Raw genomic sequence first — 15032 nt, forward strand, 5'->3', positions numbered from 1 at the left:
AAACTAAAAAAGGCAATTTGAATATTTCAAATTGCCTTTTTTTATGATTAAAAATTGCTGCGTGTACTCAGCGGAAATCTTTGCCCTCTTAGCGGTTAAACCGTTCTACAAATTGAAAGATGCTCCAAGACTAAAAGTGAATTGGTTGTTTAGATTATGAAACAATTTGTCATCATTTCCATATTTTGCAATTGGAAATCCAAGTTCCGTAAATACGCCAAATCCTTCAGTAAAAAAATAACGACCACCAAGATGACCACCAAAATTTTTCAATCCTAAACTTAACCCGGGATAAACATCTAATTTTTCGTCCACATTTATAACGCTTCCTAAATTAGCATTGATTCTAAATTTAGCATCAAAACGATCTTTAAAATCTGGTTTTTCTCCATAATATTGTGTTGAACCATAAAAGCCAGAATATTCATTTACTCCTAACAAATAAGAAGTAACAAATCCGAAAGAAAAATTTTCTCCAAGGCCAAAATCTGCAGAGCCTTGAATTCCTGATCCACCTTCCTGAATGTTAGCGCCGATGTTAATTTTAGTATCGCCTTTTCCTTTAAAAGCCTGTTGTGCATTGATTAAACCAAATGACAATAGTAATGCTAGTGTGATAATCTTTTTCATACTTTTAATTTTTTAAGTGGATGCAAAAGTAATTCAATAAAATCTAATTTCTTCCTTTTTCGTCAAAATACAATTGGTTCAATGGTTCGCTTTGCCAGAATTCCTTGGTATCAACATCCATAATGGTCAATGGCCCTTTGAAGGCAGCACCGGTATCTACATTCCAGATATTTGCTTTTTGAACTGGAGTTGATTCGCCAAGTCGGGTTACTGGCGTATGACCAATGTAAATTTCGGTATATAAAGTAAAGCGTTTTGGATAGAAAATGTTGTCAATTTTCATGGTTTTGTCTAATGCCAAAGCTGTTTCCCATAAGGTTCTGTCCCAATAAAAAAGCCCGGGAAAATATTCAAAATCAACACCATTCATATTAGTAAAACCAGCATGTACAAACAGGCGTCGTTGCTCGTCCAAATAAAAATTATCCAGCGATTTTAGGAATTCAACGTGTTTTTTCTGGGTTTCTAAGCTAACAGATTCGTAGGCCAAAACCGTTGCTTCACCACCATGTTTGTACCACAACAGATTGTCTTTGCTTTCGTCAAGCCATTCGAGCAATAAATCATCATGATTGCCTCGAATACAAATACAGTTTTGTTTGGTTTTTAAATCAATTATAAAATCAAGTACTTGAGGGGATTGGCTCCAGCCATCAACGTAATCCCCCAGAAAAATCAGGGTGTCGTTTTTAGTAACGTTGGCTCTTTCCATAATTTGGTGCAGCGCTCGCAAACCACCGTGGATATCGCCTATGACAAGTGTTCTCATGTACGGGTTGTTCTTTTATTAGTATAAAAATAGCAGGAAATACGCGCTATTTTTCAAGTCATAAAATTAAGTAAAAGAGTGATGAAGTACTACTTTTTAACTTATTTTTTTAACTAAATTAAAAGGAGCTGTATTTCAAAAAAATGTAATTTTTATAGTAAATAACGATACCAAATTCCTCAAATTTCATTTTAAAGTAAAACTGAAATATCACTGTTTTTGGTGATTGTTTTATTTAATTTTTCAGATTAGTTTTACAAAAAAATTAAACCCTCTCAAAATGAGTGCACTTCTGGCGTTATCGTTACTTTTAGCTAAACTGATCTGTCAAGTTTTAAAAGAATTGTTGGCTTTTATTTAGAATTTATGAAAACTAAAATATTTCTATTGCTGCTGATTTTTAATTTTGCGTCCTGCAACTATTTATTTCAATTAAAGTCTGACAATAATTTGACTAAATTATTAGAAAAAGAAATTAATTCGAATCCAGAAAAAATTAAATTCGTAAAAATTACTGATTTTGAATGGGATACACTATTAATATTAGAACCGTATTCTTGGATTGAGAAACATGAAAAAAGCCTGAATGTTGATATGTCGAACATTAGAGAAAACGGAATCCGTTTGTCTGATAGCTTTAATCTTTTGGTTTTTATAAAAGATGGAAAGTCAGTTAAAATTTCGCAGTTGTCAAGAGCCAATGGAGATTTTAATGATTATGAAATATTGATTCCCAAAGCAAAAGCAATTTTTGTTAAAGATCAAAAAAGGTTACTCAAATTGTCAAAATAAAGATATGGGAAAACGATTTTTTCAACAAAAATCATTGCACATCATATTTCATCTTTCTTAAAATCCGTAACGCTTCTTTAAACGACAAATACACTTGGTTGAAAGGTTTTAAAAGCACTTTTGCATCAATTAGTTTTTGTTTGGCTTCTTCAAAACCGTTGAGGTAACAAATCATAAATGTAGAGGGTAAATTCTCTAAATCTTTGTGTTCCCGCTCGGATAATGAAAGTCCTTTTTGTAATTTGTTCAGCAAAGCAATATTGGAATTATAAATATGAAACAGCATTTTCTTGTTGAATTCCGGCGGCTGAAAAAGGATCTCTCTTTCAATTTTGTAATAGCCGTTATCATGAAAATGAATCGTTTGTTTTTCTAAAGGATAGTAGCTTGTTTTATCATTCAAACCCAAAGCAACATATTCAATAATGGTGAAAGTGTCTTCATCGAAAGTGATTTCAACCACATCCTGAGCCGAATAAAAAAGCTTGATTTGTTCGTTTATCAATTCAATATCTACACGTGACAGATAGGTTTTATCCCGGGATTTTTTGGCAATTCCTGCCCAGCAAATCACAAATAATTCCTTGAATACTTTGTACTTTGGCGCCATATCCTTATGGCGAAAATTCATGAAATCAATCACGCCATCGAGCGTATATTCGATGCTGTTTCGAGAGTTGTTTTCGATGCCAATAACGGTTTCCGTGTTCTGATAATTCTTTTCGATTTCGCCTTCAACTGGCATCGTATTACTGCCGCGTCGTATAAAAATACTGTTGGCAGGAATTGTGTGAATTCCTTTTTTGAAATGTGAAGTTTTGCTTTTTGGCTTGACCGTTACCAATCCGATAACTTTGTCCTTTGGCAAATTCGGGAAAGGCACATTTTCGTACTGAATTTTTGGTGGATTTTCCAGATAGGCATTCACTAAATTCTGAATTCGGCTGTCGTCAAAGAAATCATCACCCACGATAGTGTTATCCTGGTCTTCAACACCCACCACGATATAAGAATTATTCGTAGGATTTGAATTAGACAGCGCGCAAATGTGTTTCAAGAACTTGGCTTTACCTTCCCGTGTATGTAAATTCAACTGACGCTTTTTGTCATAAAAACTGCTCTCATCATTGTGAGCGAGCAGGTTTTTAATAAGAATGCGTTTGTTGATCATTGCTATTGATTATTATTTATTTCTAATTTTTATTGTTATTAAGGCGCATTTGTTAATCATATTTTGATCCTTTTCTATCTGAACTTTTTAAAAAATTCATGAATTTTGAAATTTGGTCGATTATAATTTGAGATTTTAAAGTTAATTCCAAATAGTTTTCTTCATTAATATGTTTTCTGTCGAAGGACCTTTGTAATTGTGCTTTTGTTTCACAACAAGAACCTCTTGAATAACTTAGAAAAGTAATAAACTCTTTGTTTCCTCCCCGGCCAAAACCTTCAGCAATATTATCCATAACCGACCCAGAAGAACCGTTGATTTGATCTCTTTATTTATAATCCTGACCAAGAGTTGTGTTTTGAATTAAATGCCAAACATGATTGCTTTGTTCTCGGGCTAATTGATAAATTCCCATTTCCTCAAAAGAATTGTAATTTGCCATATTCGAAGGTTTTATAAATAATAATTAATAGAAATAATAATAATTAATCTCTTTTTAAAATAGTAGCAGCAGCCTGTGCGGTTGGAAAAACAATCAAATCGGCAATATTAACATGATAGGGTCTGGAAACTACAAAATGGATAATATCAGCAATATCTTCTGGACGTAATGGCTCAAAACCTTTATAAACATTGGCGGCTCTATCTGCATCTCCTTTGAAACGCACTTCGCTAAATTCCGTTTCTACTGCACCAGGATGAATGGCTCCCACCCGAATTCCATAAGGATTCAAGTCCATTCTCATGGCTTGGTTCAAGGCATCAACGGCATGTTTGGAGGCGCAATAGACGTTTCCGTTTGGATATACTTCTTTTCCGGCAATGGAACCAATGTTGATGATATGACCCGATTTTCGTTCGATCATTTGCGGGATTATAGCTTTCGAAACATACAAAAGTCCTTTTACATTGATGTCAATCATGGCATCCCAATCGTCTAAATTCCCGTTTTGAATGGGATCTAAACCATGCGCATTTCCGGCATTATTAATTAAAACATCAATTTTAGAAAAAGCTTCCGGTACGGAATTGATACTTTCAAAAACTGCTTTTTTATCGCGAACATCAAAGGACAAAGTATGTACTTCCGTAAATTCCGAAAGTTCTTTTTCAAGAGCAATTAATCGGTCTTCACGGCGTCCGCAAAGAATAATTTTATAGTTGTTTTTAGCTAATATTCGTGCTGTTGCTTGACCAATTCCGCTTGTTGCACCAGTCACTAAGGCTGTTTTAGTCATGAGTTTTTTTCTGTTTTTAGATTCTAAAGTTGCTGTACTGAACACTAATTCTAGGCTACATCATTCCCCATGCTTTCTGTCCAAATGGCAAACCAATCTTCTTTGTCTAATTCTAATTCGACAGCTTTCATCAGCGATTGAATTCGGGCCACATTTACTGTTCCGGCAATTGGAATAACTTTAGCCGGATGTTTTAAAATCCAGGAAAGTAAAATAGTATCGGAGCCAAAATGATATTTTGAAACTAAGGTCGCCAGTAATTTTTTCAATCGTCTGGTTTGTGGAATATCTTCTCTAAAAATGATTCCAAGCGGATTCCATGACATTGGACGAATGTTATTGGCTTGCATATAATCAAAACTTCCGTCCACCATTGGTTCGAAATTGGTTGCCGAAAATTGCACTTGATTGTACAAAACTTCTGTTTTTTGACGAATCAATTCGGTTTGTGTGGCCGTGAAATTAGAAAGTCCAAAATCAATAATTTTTCCATCTGATTTTAGTTTCAAAACCGCTTCGGCAATTTCATCCGCTTGCATCAAAGGGCTTGGTCTGTGTAATAAAAAAACATCCAGATAATCAGTTTGCAGATTTTTTAAGGAGTTTTCAACGGACCAGATAATATAATCTTTCGAATATTCATAATGTTTTATAGTGTTGATGCGGTTTTCGGTTATCATTTGAATACCACATTTGGATATCAACTGCATTTTTTCTCTGGCAATTTTACTCGACGCAAAGGCTTTTCCAAAATCAGATTCAGTGGTGTAATCACCATATATATCGGCATGATCGAAAGTAGTAATTTTATTTTCTAAACAGACATTAATCATGTTTTCCATTTCTTTGGTATTGAGATTTTTATCCCAAATTCCCCAATTCATGACACCCGCTACAATCGGTGATAATTTTGTTTTGCTCATGGTTTTTATTTTTTATTGAAATTCGTAATTCTTCTATTTCAAAGTAGATTTTTCAAAGTTCTTAAAAATATAAAAATTGTATCATAATTCATCCTTAAAATTAGCACTTTTATCGAAGTTTTAACCATTTTTTAACATCTTACTTCTAAAAAAAAATTCAATTTGCACCATCAAAACGAAGGCATTAAATTCAAGGTTTTAAAAATAATAAAATGGAAGAAAATACAGCGACTTTAGACATCAGAGCAATCAATGAAAAAATTGAAAGAGAGAGTGCTTTTATAGACCTTCTCACGATGGAAATGAACAAGGTTATTGTGGGTCAAAAGCACATGGTGGAGCGTTTGTTAATTGGACTTTTGGGTCAGGGACATATTTTGTTAGAAGGAGTTCCCGGATTAGCAAAAACATTAGCGATAAACACCCTTTCACAAGCGGTACACGGATCTTTCAGCAGAATACAATTTACCCCTGATTTATTGCCTGCCGATGTTGTGGGAACTATGATTTACAACATTAAAGCCAATGAATTTTCAATAAAAAAAGGACCGATTTTCGCTAATTTCGTCCTTGCCGATGAGATTAACCGTGCGCCTGCTAAAGTGCAATCGGCATTATTAGAGGCCATGCAGGAAAAGCAAGTGACTATTGGCGATACTACTTTCAAACTAGACAGACCGTTTTTAGTTTTAGCTACGCAAAATCCAATTGAACAAGAAGGAACATACCAATTGCCTGAGGCACAAGTCGATCGTTTTATGTTGAAAACGGTTATTGATTATCCAAAAATGGAGGATGAACGTTTAGTGATTCGCCAAAACCTGAAAGGAAGTTATGAAAAAGTAAATCCTGTAGTTTCAGTTGAACAAATTTTACGCGCTCAAGAAGCAGTTCGTGAGGTTTATATGGATGAAAAAATAGAAAAATACATACTTGATATCATTTTTGCCACGCGTTATCCAGAGAAATACAAATTGGCTGATTTGAAACCATTAATCAGTTTTGGAGCTTCGCCACGTGGAAGTATCAATTTGGCGAATGCCGCAAAATGTTACGCTTTTATCAAACGTCGCGGCTATGTAATTCCGGAAGATGTTCGTGCGGTAGTTCATGATGTGTTGCGTCACAGAATTGGAGTTACCTATGAGGCCGAAGCAGAAAATATTACTTCAGTGGACATCATTAACAAAATTGTAAACGAAGTAGAAGTACCTTAAAAAGATTTAAGATTTTTGATGTATGTTTTTAGATTTTAGATCTGAAATCAGCAATCGTTAATCAACAATCAACAATCAAATGGATACAAAAGACCTCTTAAAAAAAGTACGAAAAATAGAAATCAAAACCCGAAGATTGAGCGATCACATCTTTTCGGGAGAGTATCATACGTCTTTCAAAGGGCGTGGAATGACGTTCAGCGAAGTGCGTCAATACCAGTACGGAGATGATATTCGTGCTATTGATTGGAATGTAACCGCACGGTACAACGAAGCGCACGTAAAAGTTTTTGAGGAAGAGCGCGAATTGACCATGATGTTAATGGTTGATATTTCGGGTTCAGAAAGTTTTGGTTCGAAAAATCAATTCAAAAAGGATATTGTTACGGAGATTGCTGCAACAATGGCTTTTTCGGCTACTCAAAACAACGATAAAATAGGTTTGATTTTGTTTTCGGATGAAATAGAATTGTATATCCCGCCAAAAAAAGGAAGATCACACGTGTTGCGTATTATTCGGGAATTAATCGAATTTCAGCCTAAAAGCCGTAAAACAGATATTGCTCAAGCCTTGAAATTTTTATCGGGAACCCAAAAAAAGAAAGCAATTGTATTTGTGATTTCTGATTTCATGTCGGAAGATTACGAGCAAACATTAAAAATAGCCTCTAAAAAACATGATATAACGGGTATTCGCGTGTACGACATTCGAGAAGAAAAAATGCCGGATTTAGGTATGGTTTCTATGCTTGATGCCGAAACCGGAGCAATCGAATTGATAAATACCGGTTCGAAATCAGTCCGAATGAATTATGAAAAACAGTACCACGATAAAGTAAACTATTTTAAAGAAACATTCAGCAAATCAGGCTCAGGTGTTGTAAATACTAGAGTTGACGAAAGTTATGTGATAAAATTATTGAGCTATTTTAAATCGAGATAAAACGAAACCTAGCCCTGTCAGGGTTTTAAACCCTGACAGGGTTAACTAGATAAAAAATGAAAATTAGACTTTACCTACTATTATTGCTGCTTTCTACGGCTATTTTTGCACAACAAAAGCAAGTAGTCACAAGTATTGACACGATTAAGAATAAAATTGGTGCCGAATTTAAACTGTCCATAAAAACTACTGTTGATACTTCGTCTAAAGTGATTTTTCCAAAATTAAAAAACTTTGGCGCTTTAGAGGTGATTCAGTCGTATCCTATTGATACTGTCAAAATGGACGGACGTTATGAATTAATCAAAAAATACGGTTTAACCCAATTTGATTCCGGTAGATATGTTATTCCGAGTATAAAGATTTTTATCGACAGCAAACCGTTTCTGACGGATTCGCTTTTGGTTGAAGTGGCGAATGTTCAAGTGGATACTTTGAAACAAAAAATGTTCGACATTAAGGACATTGCTCCAGCGGATAACCCGATTGGGGATTGGTGGAAATACCTGTTGATTGTCGCTTTGATTGTTGGTATTGGAGCGTTTATTTATTGGTACATTAAAAAACGACAAGAAAAGAAATTACTCGAAGAAATTTATAAAACTCCAATCGAGAAAGCGACCAGTTTGCTGGATACTTTAGAGAAAAAGGAACTTTGGCAAAAAGGAGAAGTCAAAGCCTATTATAGTGAATTGACGGATATTGCCAGAAATTATATTGAAGAAGCAATAGAAATTCCAGCGATGGAAAGCACTACTTCGGAATTGATTCAAGGACTTAGAGCGGCTTCTGTCAAAAAGAAAATGACGCTTTCGCAGGAAATAATCGAAAATCTGGAGCGTGTTTTGAAACAAGCCGATTTAGTGAAATTTGCCAAGTCAAAACCATTGGATTTTGAAATCACCGAGGACCGAAATAAGATTCAAAAAGCAATTCTGACATTAGACAATTCTATTCCTGTGGAAGTACCAGTTGAGGAAGATGTGTTGTTGAATGAAGCGCAAAGACAAAAGCAGATACAGATTCAACTGCGCAAACAAAGAAATAAACGCATTGTGACCGCCGTAGTCTCAGTTGTGTTTTTATTGGCAGCAACCACTACTTTTTTCATTGTAACCAAAGGATTTAGTTATGTAAAAGATAATATTATTGGTCATCCTACCAAAGAATTATTGGAAGGAGAATGGGTGAAAAGTGATTACGGAAATCCTGGGATTATTATAGAAACACCAAAAGTGCTTAAGAGAGTAGATTTGACAAAAACACTTCCTAAAGACGGAATGGCTTTAATCAAAGAAATGCAGTCTTTTGCGTATGGAAGTGCTTTAGATCCTTTTTATCTGATGGTTTCTACTTTAAAATTCAAACAGGACCCGAGCGCTAGCGAACAGGCGAAGCAAACCCAAATAGATTTGACTAAATCAATGAATGGTATATTGCAATCAATGGAAGCTCAAGGCGCCCAAAATATGATTGTCAAGCAAGAAGAATTTGAAACTAAGGAAGGCGTTAAAGGAATTAAAGCCTATGGTACTTTTTCGCAAATTAATGGTGACAATAAGTCAAGTGCAAAAATGTATTATGAAGCATTACTGTTTAGTCAAGAAGGTGGATTACAACAGATTTTACTTTTTCATGAAGAAGGTGATACCTATGCAAATGAAATATCAGAACGAGTTTTGAACTCTGTCGAATTAAAACAAGCAAGTAAATAATGACTAAAGTAACTTTTTTAAACCCAGAGTTTTTTTGGTTGTTTCTTCTGATTCCAGTAGCGATTGTATGGTTGTTACGGAAAAAGAACCATCAATCAGCGACATTAAAAATAAGTTCATTACAAGGATTTAAAGGTTCCAATTCCTATTTGACAAAGCTAAAACCAATGTTGAATGTGCTTAGAATCTTGGCTTTGTGCTCTTTGATTGTAGCCATGGCAAGACCAAGAACAGTTGATGTAAGTAATAAAACAAAAACTACGAAAGGAATTGATATTGTTATGGCAATAGACGTTTCAGGAAGTATGCTTGCCAAAGATTTGAAACCGAACAGAATGGAAGCACTCAAAAGAGTGGCCGCAGATTTTGTTGATGAAAGACCAAATGATAGGATTGGGCTTGTGGTGTATGCCTCGGAAGCGTATACAAAAACACCGGTGACCAGCGATAAAGCGGTTATTTTGGATGCTGTTAGAAGTATAAAATACGACAATGTTTTGCAAGATGGAACAGGAATTGGAATGGGATTAGCCACTGCCGTAAACCGATTAAAAGACAGTAAGGCGAAGAGCAAAGTGGTTATCCTGATGACTGACGGGGTGAATAATGCCGGATTCATCGAGCCCGAAACCGCATCAGATATTGCAAAACAATACGGAATTAAAGTGTATACCATAGGGATTGGGACAAATGGAATGGCAATGTCTCCCTATTCAATTGCACCAAATGGTCAGTTTTTATTCCAAATGATGAAAGTGGAAATTGATGAGCAATTGATGAAAAGCATTGCTAAAAAGACAGATGGAAAATATTTTAGAGCAACGAGCAACAGCAAATTAGCGGAGATTTACGCCTCAATCAATAAATTAGAAACTACCGAAATTGAAGAATTAAAATTTTATGATTATGATGAGAAATTCAGACCATTTATATGGTTCGCCGGTTTTTTATTATTGTTTGAATTAGGATTACGAAATACAGTTTTTAAAAGCTTTATATAGAATCCCCACCCCTCCCGAAGCCTCGGGACTCCCCGAAGGGAAGGGAGTCGGAACTGGAATGTTGAAATTGAAATCACCAAGTTTAGAATTTAGATTTAGAGTAAAAACCTAAGATCAAAATTCAGAAATCTAAAATTAGAAATGGAATTAGACGAAAAAAAATATTTATACCTCCTTTTTATACTGCCACTTTTGGTGTTGGTTTTTCTGGCCAATTTATATTGGAAAAGAAAAAAACAACGTGAGTTTGGGGATTTAGAAATGGTAAAAAGACTGAGCCCGGAAAGTTCTGTTTTTAAACCAATTTTGAAATTAGGAGTATTGCTTTTGGCATTGACCGGATTAATTCTTGGATTGGTAAATCCAAAAATTGGTACCAAAATGGAAACCGTAAAAAGAGAAGGAATTGATATTGTTTTTGCAGTAGACGTATCCAAAAGTATGCTTGCCGAAGATGTAGCGCCAAACCGTCTGGATAAAAGCAAGCAAATTGTTTCGCAAATTATCAATCAATTGGGAAGCGACAGAATAGGAATTGTGGCGTATGCCGGAAGCGCTTTCCCGGTATTGCCCATTACTACGGATTATAGCGTTGCAAAAATGTTTCTGCAAAGCATGAATACAGATATGGTTTCTTCCGTAGGAACATCATTCAACGAAGCAATCAAATTATCGTCAACGTATTTTGATGATAAAAAAACGAGTAAGTTGTTGATTATGATTTCTGATGGTGAAGACCATAACGAAGGTGCAGAAGAAGCAGCGGAAGAGGCGAATAAACTTGGTATTAAAATCATTACAATTGGTGTTGGAACTGAAAAAGGAGGTACGATTCCATTGAAAAGAAATGGAATTGTCGAAGGTTTCAAAAGAGATAATAACAATGAAGTAGTTATAACGAAATTGGTTCCAGAAAGCCTGACTGCGATTGCTAAAGCAACAAAAGGCGGTTATGTAAACGGAAATAACACTAAAGAAGTACTTGAATATGTTAAGAATGCATTGAATAATATTCAAAAAACAGAATTTGAAGCGACAGAAATGGCTGATTTTCAATCGCAATTTCAATGGTTTTTAGGTTTTGCTTTTGTTTTCTTATTTCTGGATATTTTCCTTTTGGAAAGAAAAACAAGTTGGGTAAACAAATTGAATTTATTTAACGAGAATAAAAAAGTATAAAGAGTAAAGTATAGGGTTGCGCTCCATTATTGGAACAAAAATAGTCGGTATGCTTTGACACTTACATTAAAAAATACAATGAAAAACATAATTTTATATCTGTTATTGCTTTTTTCTTTTGTTGCAAACGCGCAACAGAAAGATAGAATATTGCCTAAAGCGAACGAGGAATATGCTGAAAATAAATTTGTAGATGCCGAAGCTAATTATAGAATTTCGGATTCAAAATTTCCAAATAAAGCGACTGCACCTTTCAATCTTGGAAATACTATTTATAAGCAAAAACAATCTTCGGAAGCGAAATTTGCGTATGCTAAAGCATTGAAAAATTCAAAAGCAAGACCTCAGAAACACAGGGCTTTTCATAATTTGGGAAATGTTTTTATGAATGAAAAGGATTATACGCAAGCAGTTGAGGCCTACAAAAACGCCTTGAGAAACGACCCAACAGATGAGGAAACGCGTTATAATTATGCTTTGGCAAAAAAAATGCTGAAAGAAAATCCTCCAAAGGATGATAACAAAAAAGACGATAAAAAGAGCGATAAAGACAAAAAGGACGATAAGAAAGACGGAGAAAAAGATAAAAAAGACAATAAGGATAAAGACAAGAAAGACGATAAGGGAGATAAGGACAAACAAAAAAAAGATCCTAAACCTAATGAAGATGGAGAGCCAAAACCGGCTCCTGGAGGAATTTCTAAAGAGCGTTTAGAAAATCTATTGAATGCAGTGAATAAAGAAGAAAAGAAAGTACAGGATAAAGTAAACGCCAAAAAAGTACAAGGAAAACCAGTTAAGACGGAGAAAGATTGGTAGTTCAATTAGACAATTTAAAAATGAAAAAATTTATAGCAGTAATTGTTTTAATGGTGTGCAATTTACTTAGCGCTCAAGTGCAATTTGAGGCTAGAGTGAGTAAAGCTACGCTTGGTATAAACGAGAGACTTCGCATCGATTTTATGATGAATGTAGATGGGGATAATTTTGTCCAACCCTCTTTTGAAGGATTTAGAATTATTGCCGGACCAAGCCAGCAAGTCAGTCAGTCTTGGGTAAACGGAAGAAGTTCTTTTGAGAAAATATATTCTTATTTTCTTTTGCCAAATAAAAAAGGGACATTGGTTATCAAGCAAGCCGCTATAGAATACAACGGGCAAATTTATAAAACGACACCCATAAAAATAAATGTTACCGCTGCAACGGAACAGCCAAGGGATCCAAATGATACAAGTGTTTCAGCGGATGATAATATTTATCTTGTTGCTGATATTTCTAAAACAAATCCTTATGTAAACGAGCCTATTACGGTGGTTTATAAGCTGTATTTCAGCTATAATATCGGAATCACAAATTCTAACGAAGTTAGTAAGCCAAAATACAATGATTTCTGGAGTCAGAACATTGATATAAAACGGTTTGTTGCAGAAGAAGGCATGTTTAAAGGGGAGAAATACCGTTTTATTGTGCTTAAAAAAATAGTTTTGTATCCTCAAAAATCAGGAAAGCTGGTCATTGAGCCGTTGTCATTAGACATTGATGTTGAATTACCGTCGAATCGCAGGGATATGTTTGGTCGAATGGTTGTCACCGAAGGCAGTAAGAGAGTTTCTGCAGGAGCTAAAACCATAAATGTTAAGCCACTTCCTGAGGCTGGAAAACCGGAAGACTTCTCGGGTGCTGTTGGAAATTTTGACTTTAAAGTAACACCAACAAAAACCAATTTAAAAAACGGAGAAAGCCTGGACTTGGTAGTAAGTGTAACCGGAAAAGGGAATCTGAAATTATTTAGCTTGCCAAAACCGATAGCACCCAATGCGCTGGAAATGTATGAAGCAGTTCATAGCGAACAGGTCAATACGCCCGTTTCTGGAATGGCCGGAAAGATTTCAGACAGCTATACCATCGTTCCGCAGTACAAAGGAAATTACCCGATAAAACCATTAAAATTTACCTATTTTGATTTGGGTTCCAGAACGTATAAAACGCTAAGTTCACCAGAGATCATGATTAATGTTCTCGATGGTCCTTCGCCTACTGATGCGACAGTAGCTTCTGGTGCTGATGCAAACAAGAGTGAAATTGACAAAGTAGAGCAATTCAAATTCATAAAGTTAGAAAGCAATCTTTTGACGATGAATAAGAAAGATTTCTTTGGGTCTAATTTGTTTTACGGATTGTTCTTTTTTCCATTTTTAATGTTGCCTTTAATCGTATTATTCAAAAAGAAAAAAGAAGCTATTGATGGTGATATTACCGGAAACAGAATTCGAATGAATAATAGATTGGCAAAGAAATATTTATCGGAAGCCAAGAAACAAATCAACAACAAAGAACTGTTTTACATTGCGCTGGAGAAAGCGATGCATAATTTCTTGAAAGCCAAGTTGCATATTGAGACTTCAGAAATGAGTAAGGATAATATTCAAGAATTGTTGTTGTCAAGAAATGCGAATCCTGAAGCGGTGAATGATTTTATTGCACTTACGGAGAACTGTGAAATCGCACGATATGCGCCATCATCAAGTGTTACGATACAAAAGGATTTTGATAAAGCGGTAGCGATTATTTCAGACTTAGAAAAACAGATATAATTTTGAACCGCCGATGTCATTGCGAGGAACGAAGCAATCTCACTTTGATTTTCGAGAATAGTCAATCGATAACTTATAACATTAAAATGAAAAACATACTTTATATATTACTATTGACAACCCAAGTTTTCTTTGCCCAAAGTGGTTTCGAAAAAGGAAATGAATTGTATAAAAATGGGGAATTCGATCAGGCAGTTCAAGCGTATGAAAGTGTTTTGACAGAAAGCAAACATTCTTCTGAATTGTATTTTAATCTAGGAAATGCGTATTATAAGTTGAATAAAGTGGCGCCTTCTATTTACAATTATGAAAAAGCATTGGTTTTAAACCCAAATAATATCGATGCGATTAACAACTTGAAATTCGCTCAAAAACGGACTATCGATGAAATTAAAGTAATTCCAAAAGTAGGTTTTGGAAAGCTGATTCGGGATTTTACGGGAATCTATCATTACAATACGTGGGCGTGGATTTCTGTTGGACTGGCAATAACTTTTCTATTGTTTTTTATTGGATATTATTTTTCACAAATAACACTTTCAAAAAGAATTTTCTTTTTTGGAATGTTTGTGCTTTTTTTTCTAATTCTAATCAGTGTTTCGTCTACAATTTTTGAAAAAAGTCATTTTGACACTGAAAAACCGGCTATTGTTTTTGCTGAAATGGCCAATGTAAAGAGCGAACCCAGAAATGGCGGTCAGCCAATATTTGTGCTGCACGAAGGAACTAAAGTCTATGTGGAGGAAATCATCGGAAAATGGAAAAAAGTACAACTGACTGATGGAACCGAAGGCTGGATTGAAAGCAGCGCAATTAAGGAAGTGAAATAATAGTTTTTAGTGTCAGTTTTTTATCAGCCT

15 protein-coding genes are annotated in these 15032 nt (G+C 35.0%); 9 read left to right on the forward strand and 6 right to left on the reverse strand.

Annotated features, from left to right (window positions below):
- Positions 1-105 precede the first annotated feature (105 nt).
- Both ACNQGX_RS05760 and ACNQGX_RS05765 read right to left on the reverse strand, forming a co-directional pair.
- Entirely contained in the window at positions 106-630 is a 525-nt protein-coding gene (locus ACNQGX_RS05760) for a DUF6646 family protein (RefSeq protein WP_417974866.1), read from the reverse strand.
- Between the two features lie 43 nt (positions 631-673).
- The gene (locus ACNQGX_RS05765) at positions 674-1399 is read right to left on the reverse strand and encodes a metallophosphoesterase family protein (protein ID WP_417974868.1); all 726 of its coding nucleotides are present in this window, start codon (positions 1397-1399) and stop codon (positions 674-676) included.
- A 366-nt stretch (positions 1400-1765) separates the two neighbouring features.
- Between ACNQGX_RS05765 and ACNQGX_RS05770 the strand changes: the two genes are divergently transcribed.
- Positions 1766-2191 (forward strand): hypothetical protein, encoded by a 426-nt coding sequence (locus ACNQGX_RS05770; RefSeq protein WP_417974870.1) that lies wholly within the window; start codon positions 1766-1768, stop codon positions 2189-2191.
- 31 nt (positions 2192-2222) lie between these two features.
- Here the strand turns inward: ACNQGX_RS05770 and ACNQGX_RS05775 are convergent, their stop codons facing one another.
- From ACNQGX_RS05775 to ACNQGX_RS05790, 4 genes are all read right to left on the reverse strand, one after another.
- Positions 2223-3362: an ATP-binding protein gene (locus ACNQGX_RS05775; RefSeq protein WP_417974872.1), complete on the reverse strand. Its 1140-nt coding sequence runs from the start codon at positions 3360-3362 to the stop codon at positions 2223-2225.
- Between the two features lie 52 nt (positions 3363-3414).
- A complete protein-coding gene (locus ACNQGX_RS05780; RefSeq protein ID WP_417974874.1) occupies positions 3415-3657 on the reverse strand; it encodes a four helix bundle protein in 243 nt (80 codons plus the stop codon).
- Between the two features lie 190 nt (positions 3658-3847).
- Positions 3848-4600: an SDR family NAD(P)-dependent oxidoreductase gene (locus ACNQGX_RS05785; protein WP_417974876.1), complete on the reverse strand. Its 753-nt coding sequence runs from the start codon at positions 4598-4600 to the stop codon at positions 3848-3850.
- A 50-nt stretch (positions 4601-4650) separates the two neighbouring features.
- Positions 4651-5523: an aldo/keto reductase gene (locus ACNQGX_RS05790; protein ID WP_417974878.1), complete on the reverse strand. Its 873-nt coding sequence runs from the start codon at positions 5521-5523 to the stop codon at positions 4651-4653.
- Between the two features lie 212 nt (positions 5524-5735).
- On the opposite strand from ACNQGX_RS05790, the gene ACNQGX_RS05795 reads away from it, so the two are divergent.
- The 8 genes from ACNQGX_RS05795 (at position 5736) to ACNQGX_RS05830 (ending at position 15002) form a co-directional block, all read left to right on the forward strand.
- Positions 5736-6740, forward strand: coding sequence for an AAA family ATPase (locus ACNQGX_RS05795; RefSeq protein WP_121343043.1), 1005 nt, complete (start codon positions 5736-5738; stop codon positions 6738-6740).
- A 79-nt stretch (positions 6741-6819) separates the two neighbouring features.
- A complete protein-coding gene (locus ACNQGX_RS05800; protein ID WP_131914714.1) occupies positions 6820-7683 on the forward strand; it encodes a DUF58 domain-containing protein in 864 nt (287 codons plus the stop codon).
- Positions 7684-7739: 56 nt separating this feature from the next.
- Positions 7740-9398, forward strand: coding sequence for a hypothetical protein (locus ACNQGX_RS05805; protein ID WP_417974881.1), 1659 nt, complete (start codon positions 7740-7742; stop codon positions 9396-9398).
- Positions 9398-10399: a vWA domain-containing protein gene (locus tag ACNQGX_RS05810; RefSeq protein ID WP_417974883.1), complete on the forward strand. Its 1002-nt coding sequence runs from the start codon at positions 9398-9400 to the stop codon at positions 10397-10399. The genes ACNQGX_RS05805 and ACNQGX_RS05810 overlap by 1 nt, the downstream gene beginning before the upstream one ends.
- 141 nt (positions 10400-10540) lie before the next feature.
- Complete coding sequence (locus tag ACNQGX_RS05815) at positions 10541-11578, forward strand: VWA domain-containing protein (RefSeq protein WP_417974885.1); 1038 nt, start codon at positions 10541-10543, stop codon at positions 11576-11578.
- Between the two features lie 78 nt (positions 11579-11656).
- Positions 11657-12397, forward strand: coding sequence for a tetratricopeptide repeat protein (locus tag ACNQGX_RS05820; protein WP_417974887.1), 741 nt, complete (start codon positions 11657-11659; stop codon positions 12395-12397).
- Positions 12398-12417: 20 nt separating this feature from the next.
- A complete protein-coding gene (locus ACNQGX_RS05825) occupies positions 12418-14172 on the forward strand; it encodes a BatD family protein (protein WP_417974889.1) in 1755 nt (584 codons plus the stop codon).
- 86 nt (positions 14173-14258) lie between these two features.
- On the forward strand, positions 14259-15002 hold the full coding sequence (locus ACNQGX_RS05830) for a tetratricopeptide repeat protein (protein ID WP_417974891.1): 744 nt from the start codon (positions 14259-14261) through the stop codon (positions 15000-15002).
- Positions 15003-15032: the final 30 nt, after the last annotated feature.

This window comes from Flavobacterium glycogeni, from assembly GCF_048286775.1.
In the GTDB taxonomy this organism is placed as follows: Bacteria; Bacteroidota; Bacteroidia; order Flavobacteriales; family Flavobacteriaceae; genus Flavobacterium.

Bases quoted from the DNA above. Each gene is read 5' to 3' on its own strand.
- ACNQGX_RS05810 (WP_417974883.1), top strand. From the start codon at position 9,398: ATGACTAAAGTAACTTTTTTAAACCCAGAGTTTTTTTGGTTGTTTCTT.
- ACNQGX_RS05830 (WP_417974891.1), top strand. From the start codon at position 14,259: ATGAAAAACATACTTTATATATTACTATTGACAACCCAAGTTTTCTTT.
- ACNQGX_RS05805 (WP_417974881.1), top strand. From the start codon at position 7,740: ATGAAAATTAGACTTTACCTACTATTATTGCTGCTTTCTACGGCTATT.
- ACNQGX_RS05760 (WP_417974866.1), bottom strand. From the start codon at position 630: ATGAAAAAGATTATCACACTAGCATTACTATTGTCATTTGGTTTAATC.
- ACNQGX_RS05770 (WP_417974870.1), top strand. From the start codon at position 1,766: ATGAAAACTAAAATATTTCTATTGCTGCTGATTTTTAATTTTGCGTCC.
- ACNQGX_RS05765 (WP_417974868.1), bottom strand. From the start codon at position 1,399: ATGAGAACACTTGTCATAGGCGATATCCACGGTGGTTTGCGAGCGCTG.
- ACNQGX_RS05820 (WP_417974887.1), top strand. From the start codon at position 11,657: ATGAAAAACATAATTTTATATCTGTTATTGCTTTTTTCTTTTGTTGCA.
- ACNQGX_RS05785 (WP_417974876.1), bottom strand. From the start codon at position 4,600: ATGACTAAAACAGCCTTAGTGACTGGTGCAACAAGCGGAATTGGTCAA.
- ACNQGX_RS05825 (WP_417974889.1), top strand. From the start codon at position 12,418: ATGAAAAAATTTATAGCAGTAATTGTTTTAATGGTGTGCAATTTACTT.
- ACNQGX_RS05815 (WP_417974885.1), top strand. From the start codon at position 10,541: ATGGAATTAGACGAAAAAAAATATTTATACCTCCTTTTTATACTGCCA.
- ACNQGX_RS05775 (WP_417974872.1), bottom strand. From the start codon at position 3,362: ATGATCAACAAACGCATTCTTATTAAAAACCTGCTCGCTCACAATGAT.
- ACNQGX_RS05790 (WP_417974878.1), bottom strand. From the start codon at position 5,523: ATGAGCAAAACAAAATTATCACCGATTGTAGCGGGTGTCATGAATTGG.
- ACNQGX_RS05780 (WP_417974874.1), bottom strand. From the start codon at position 3,657: ATGGATAATATTGCTGAAGGTTTTGGCCGGGGAGGAAACAAAGAGTTT.
- ACNQGX_RS05795 (WP_121343043.1), top strand. From the start codon at position 5,736: ATGGAAGAAAATACAGCGACTTTAGACATCAGAGCAATCAATGAAAAA.
- ACNQGX_RS05800 (WP_131914714.1), top strand. From the start codon at position 6,820: ATGGATACAAAAGACCTCTTAAAAAAAGTACGAAAAATAGAAATCAAA.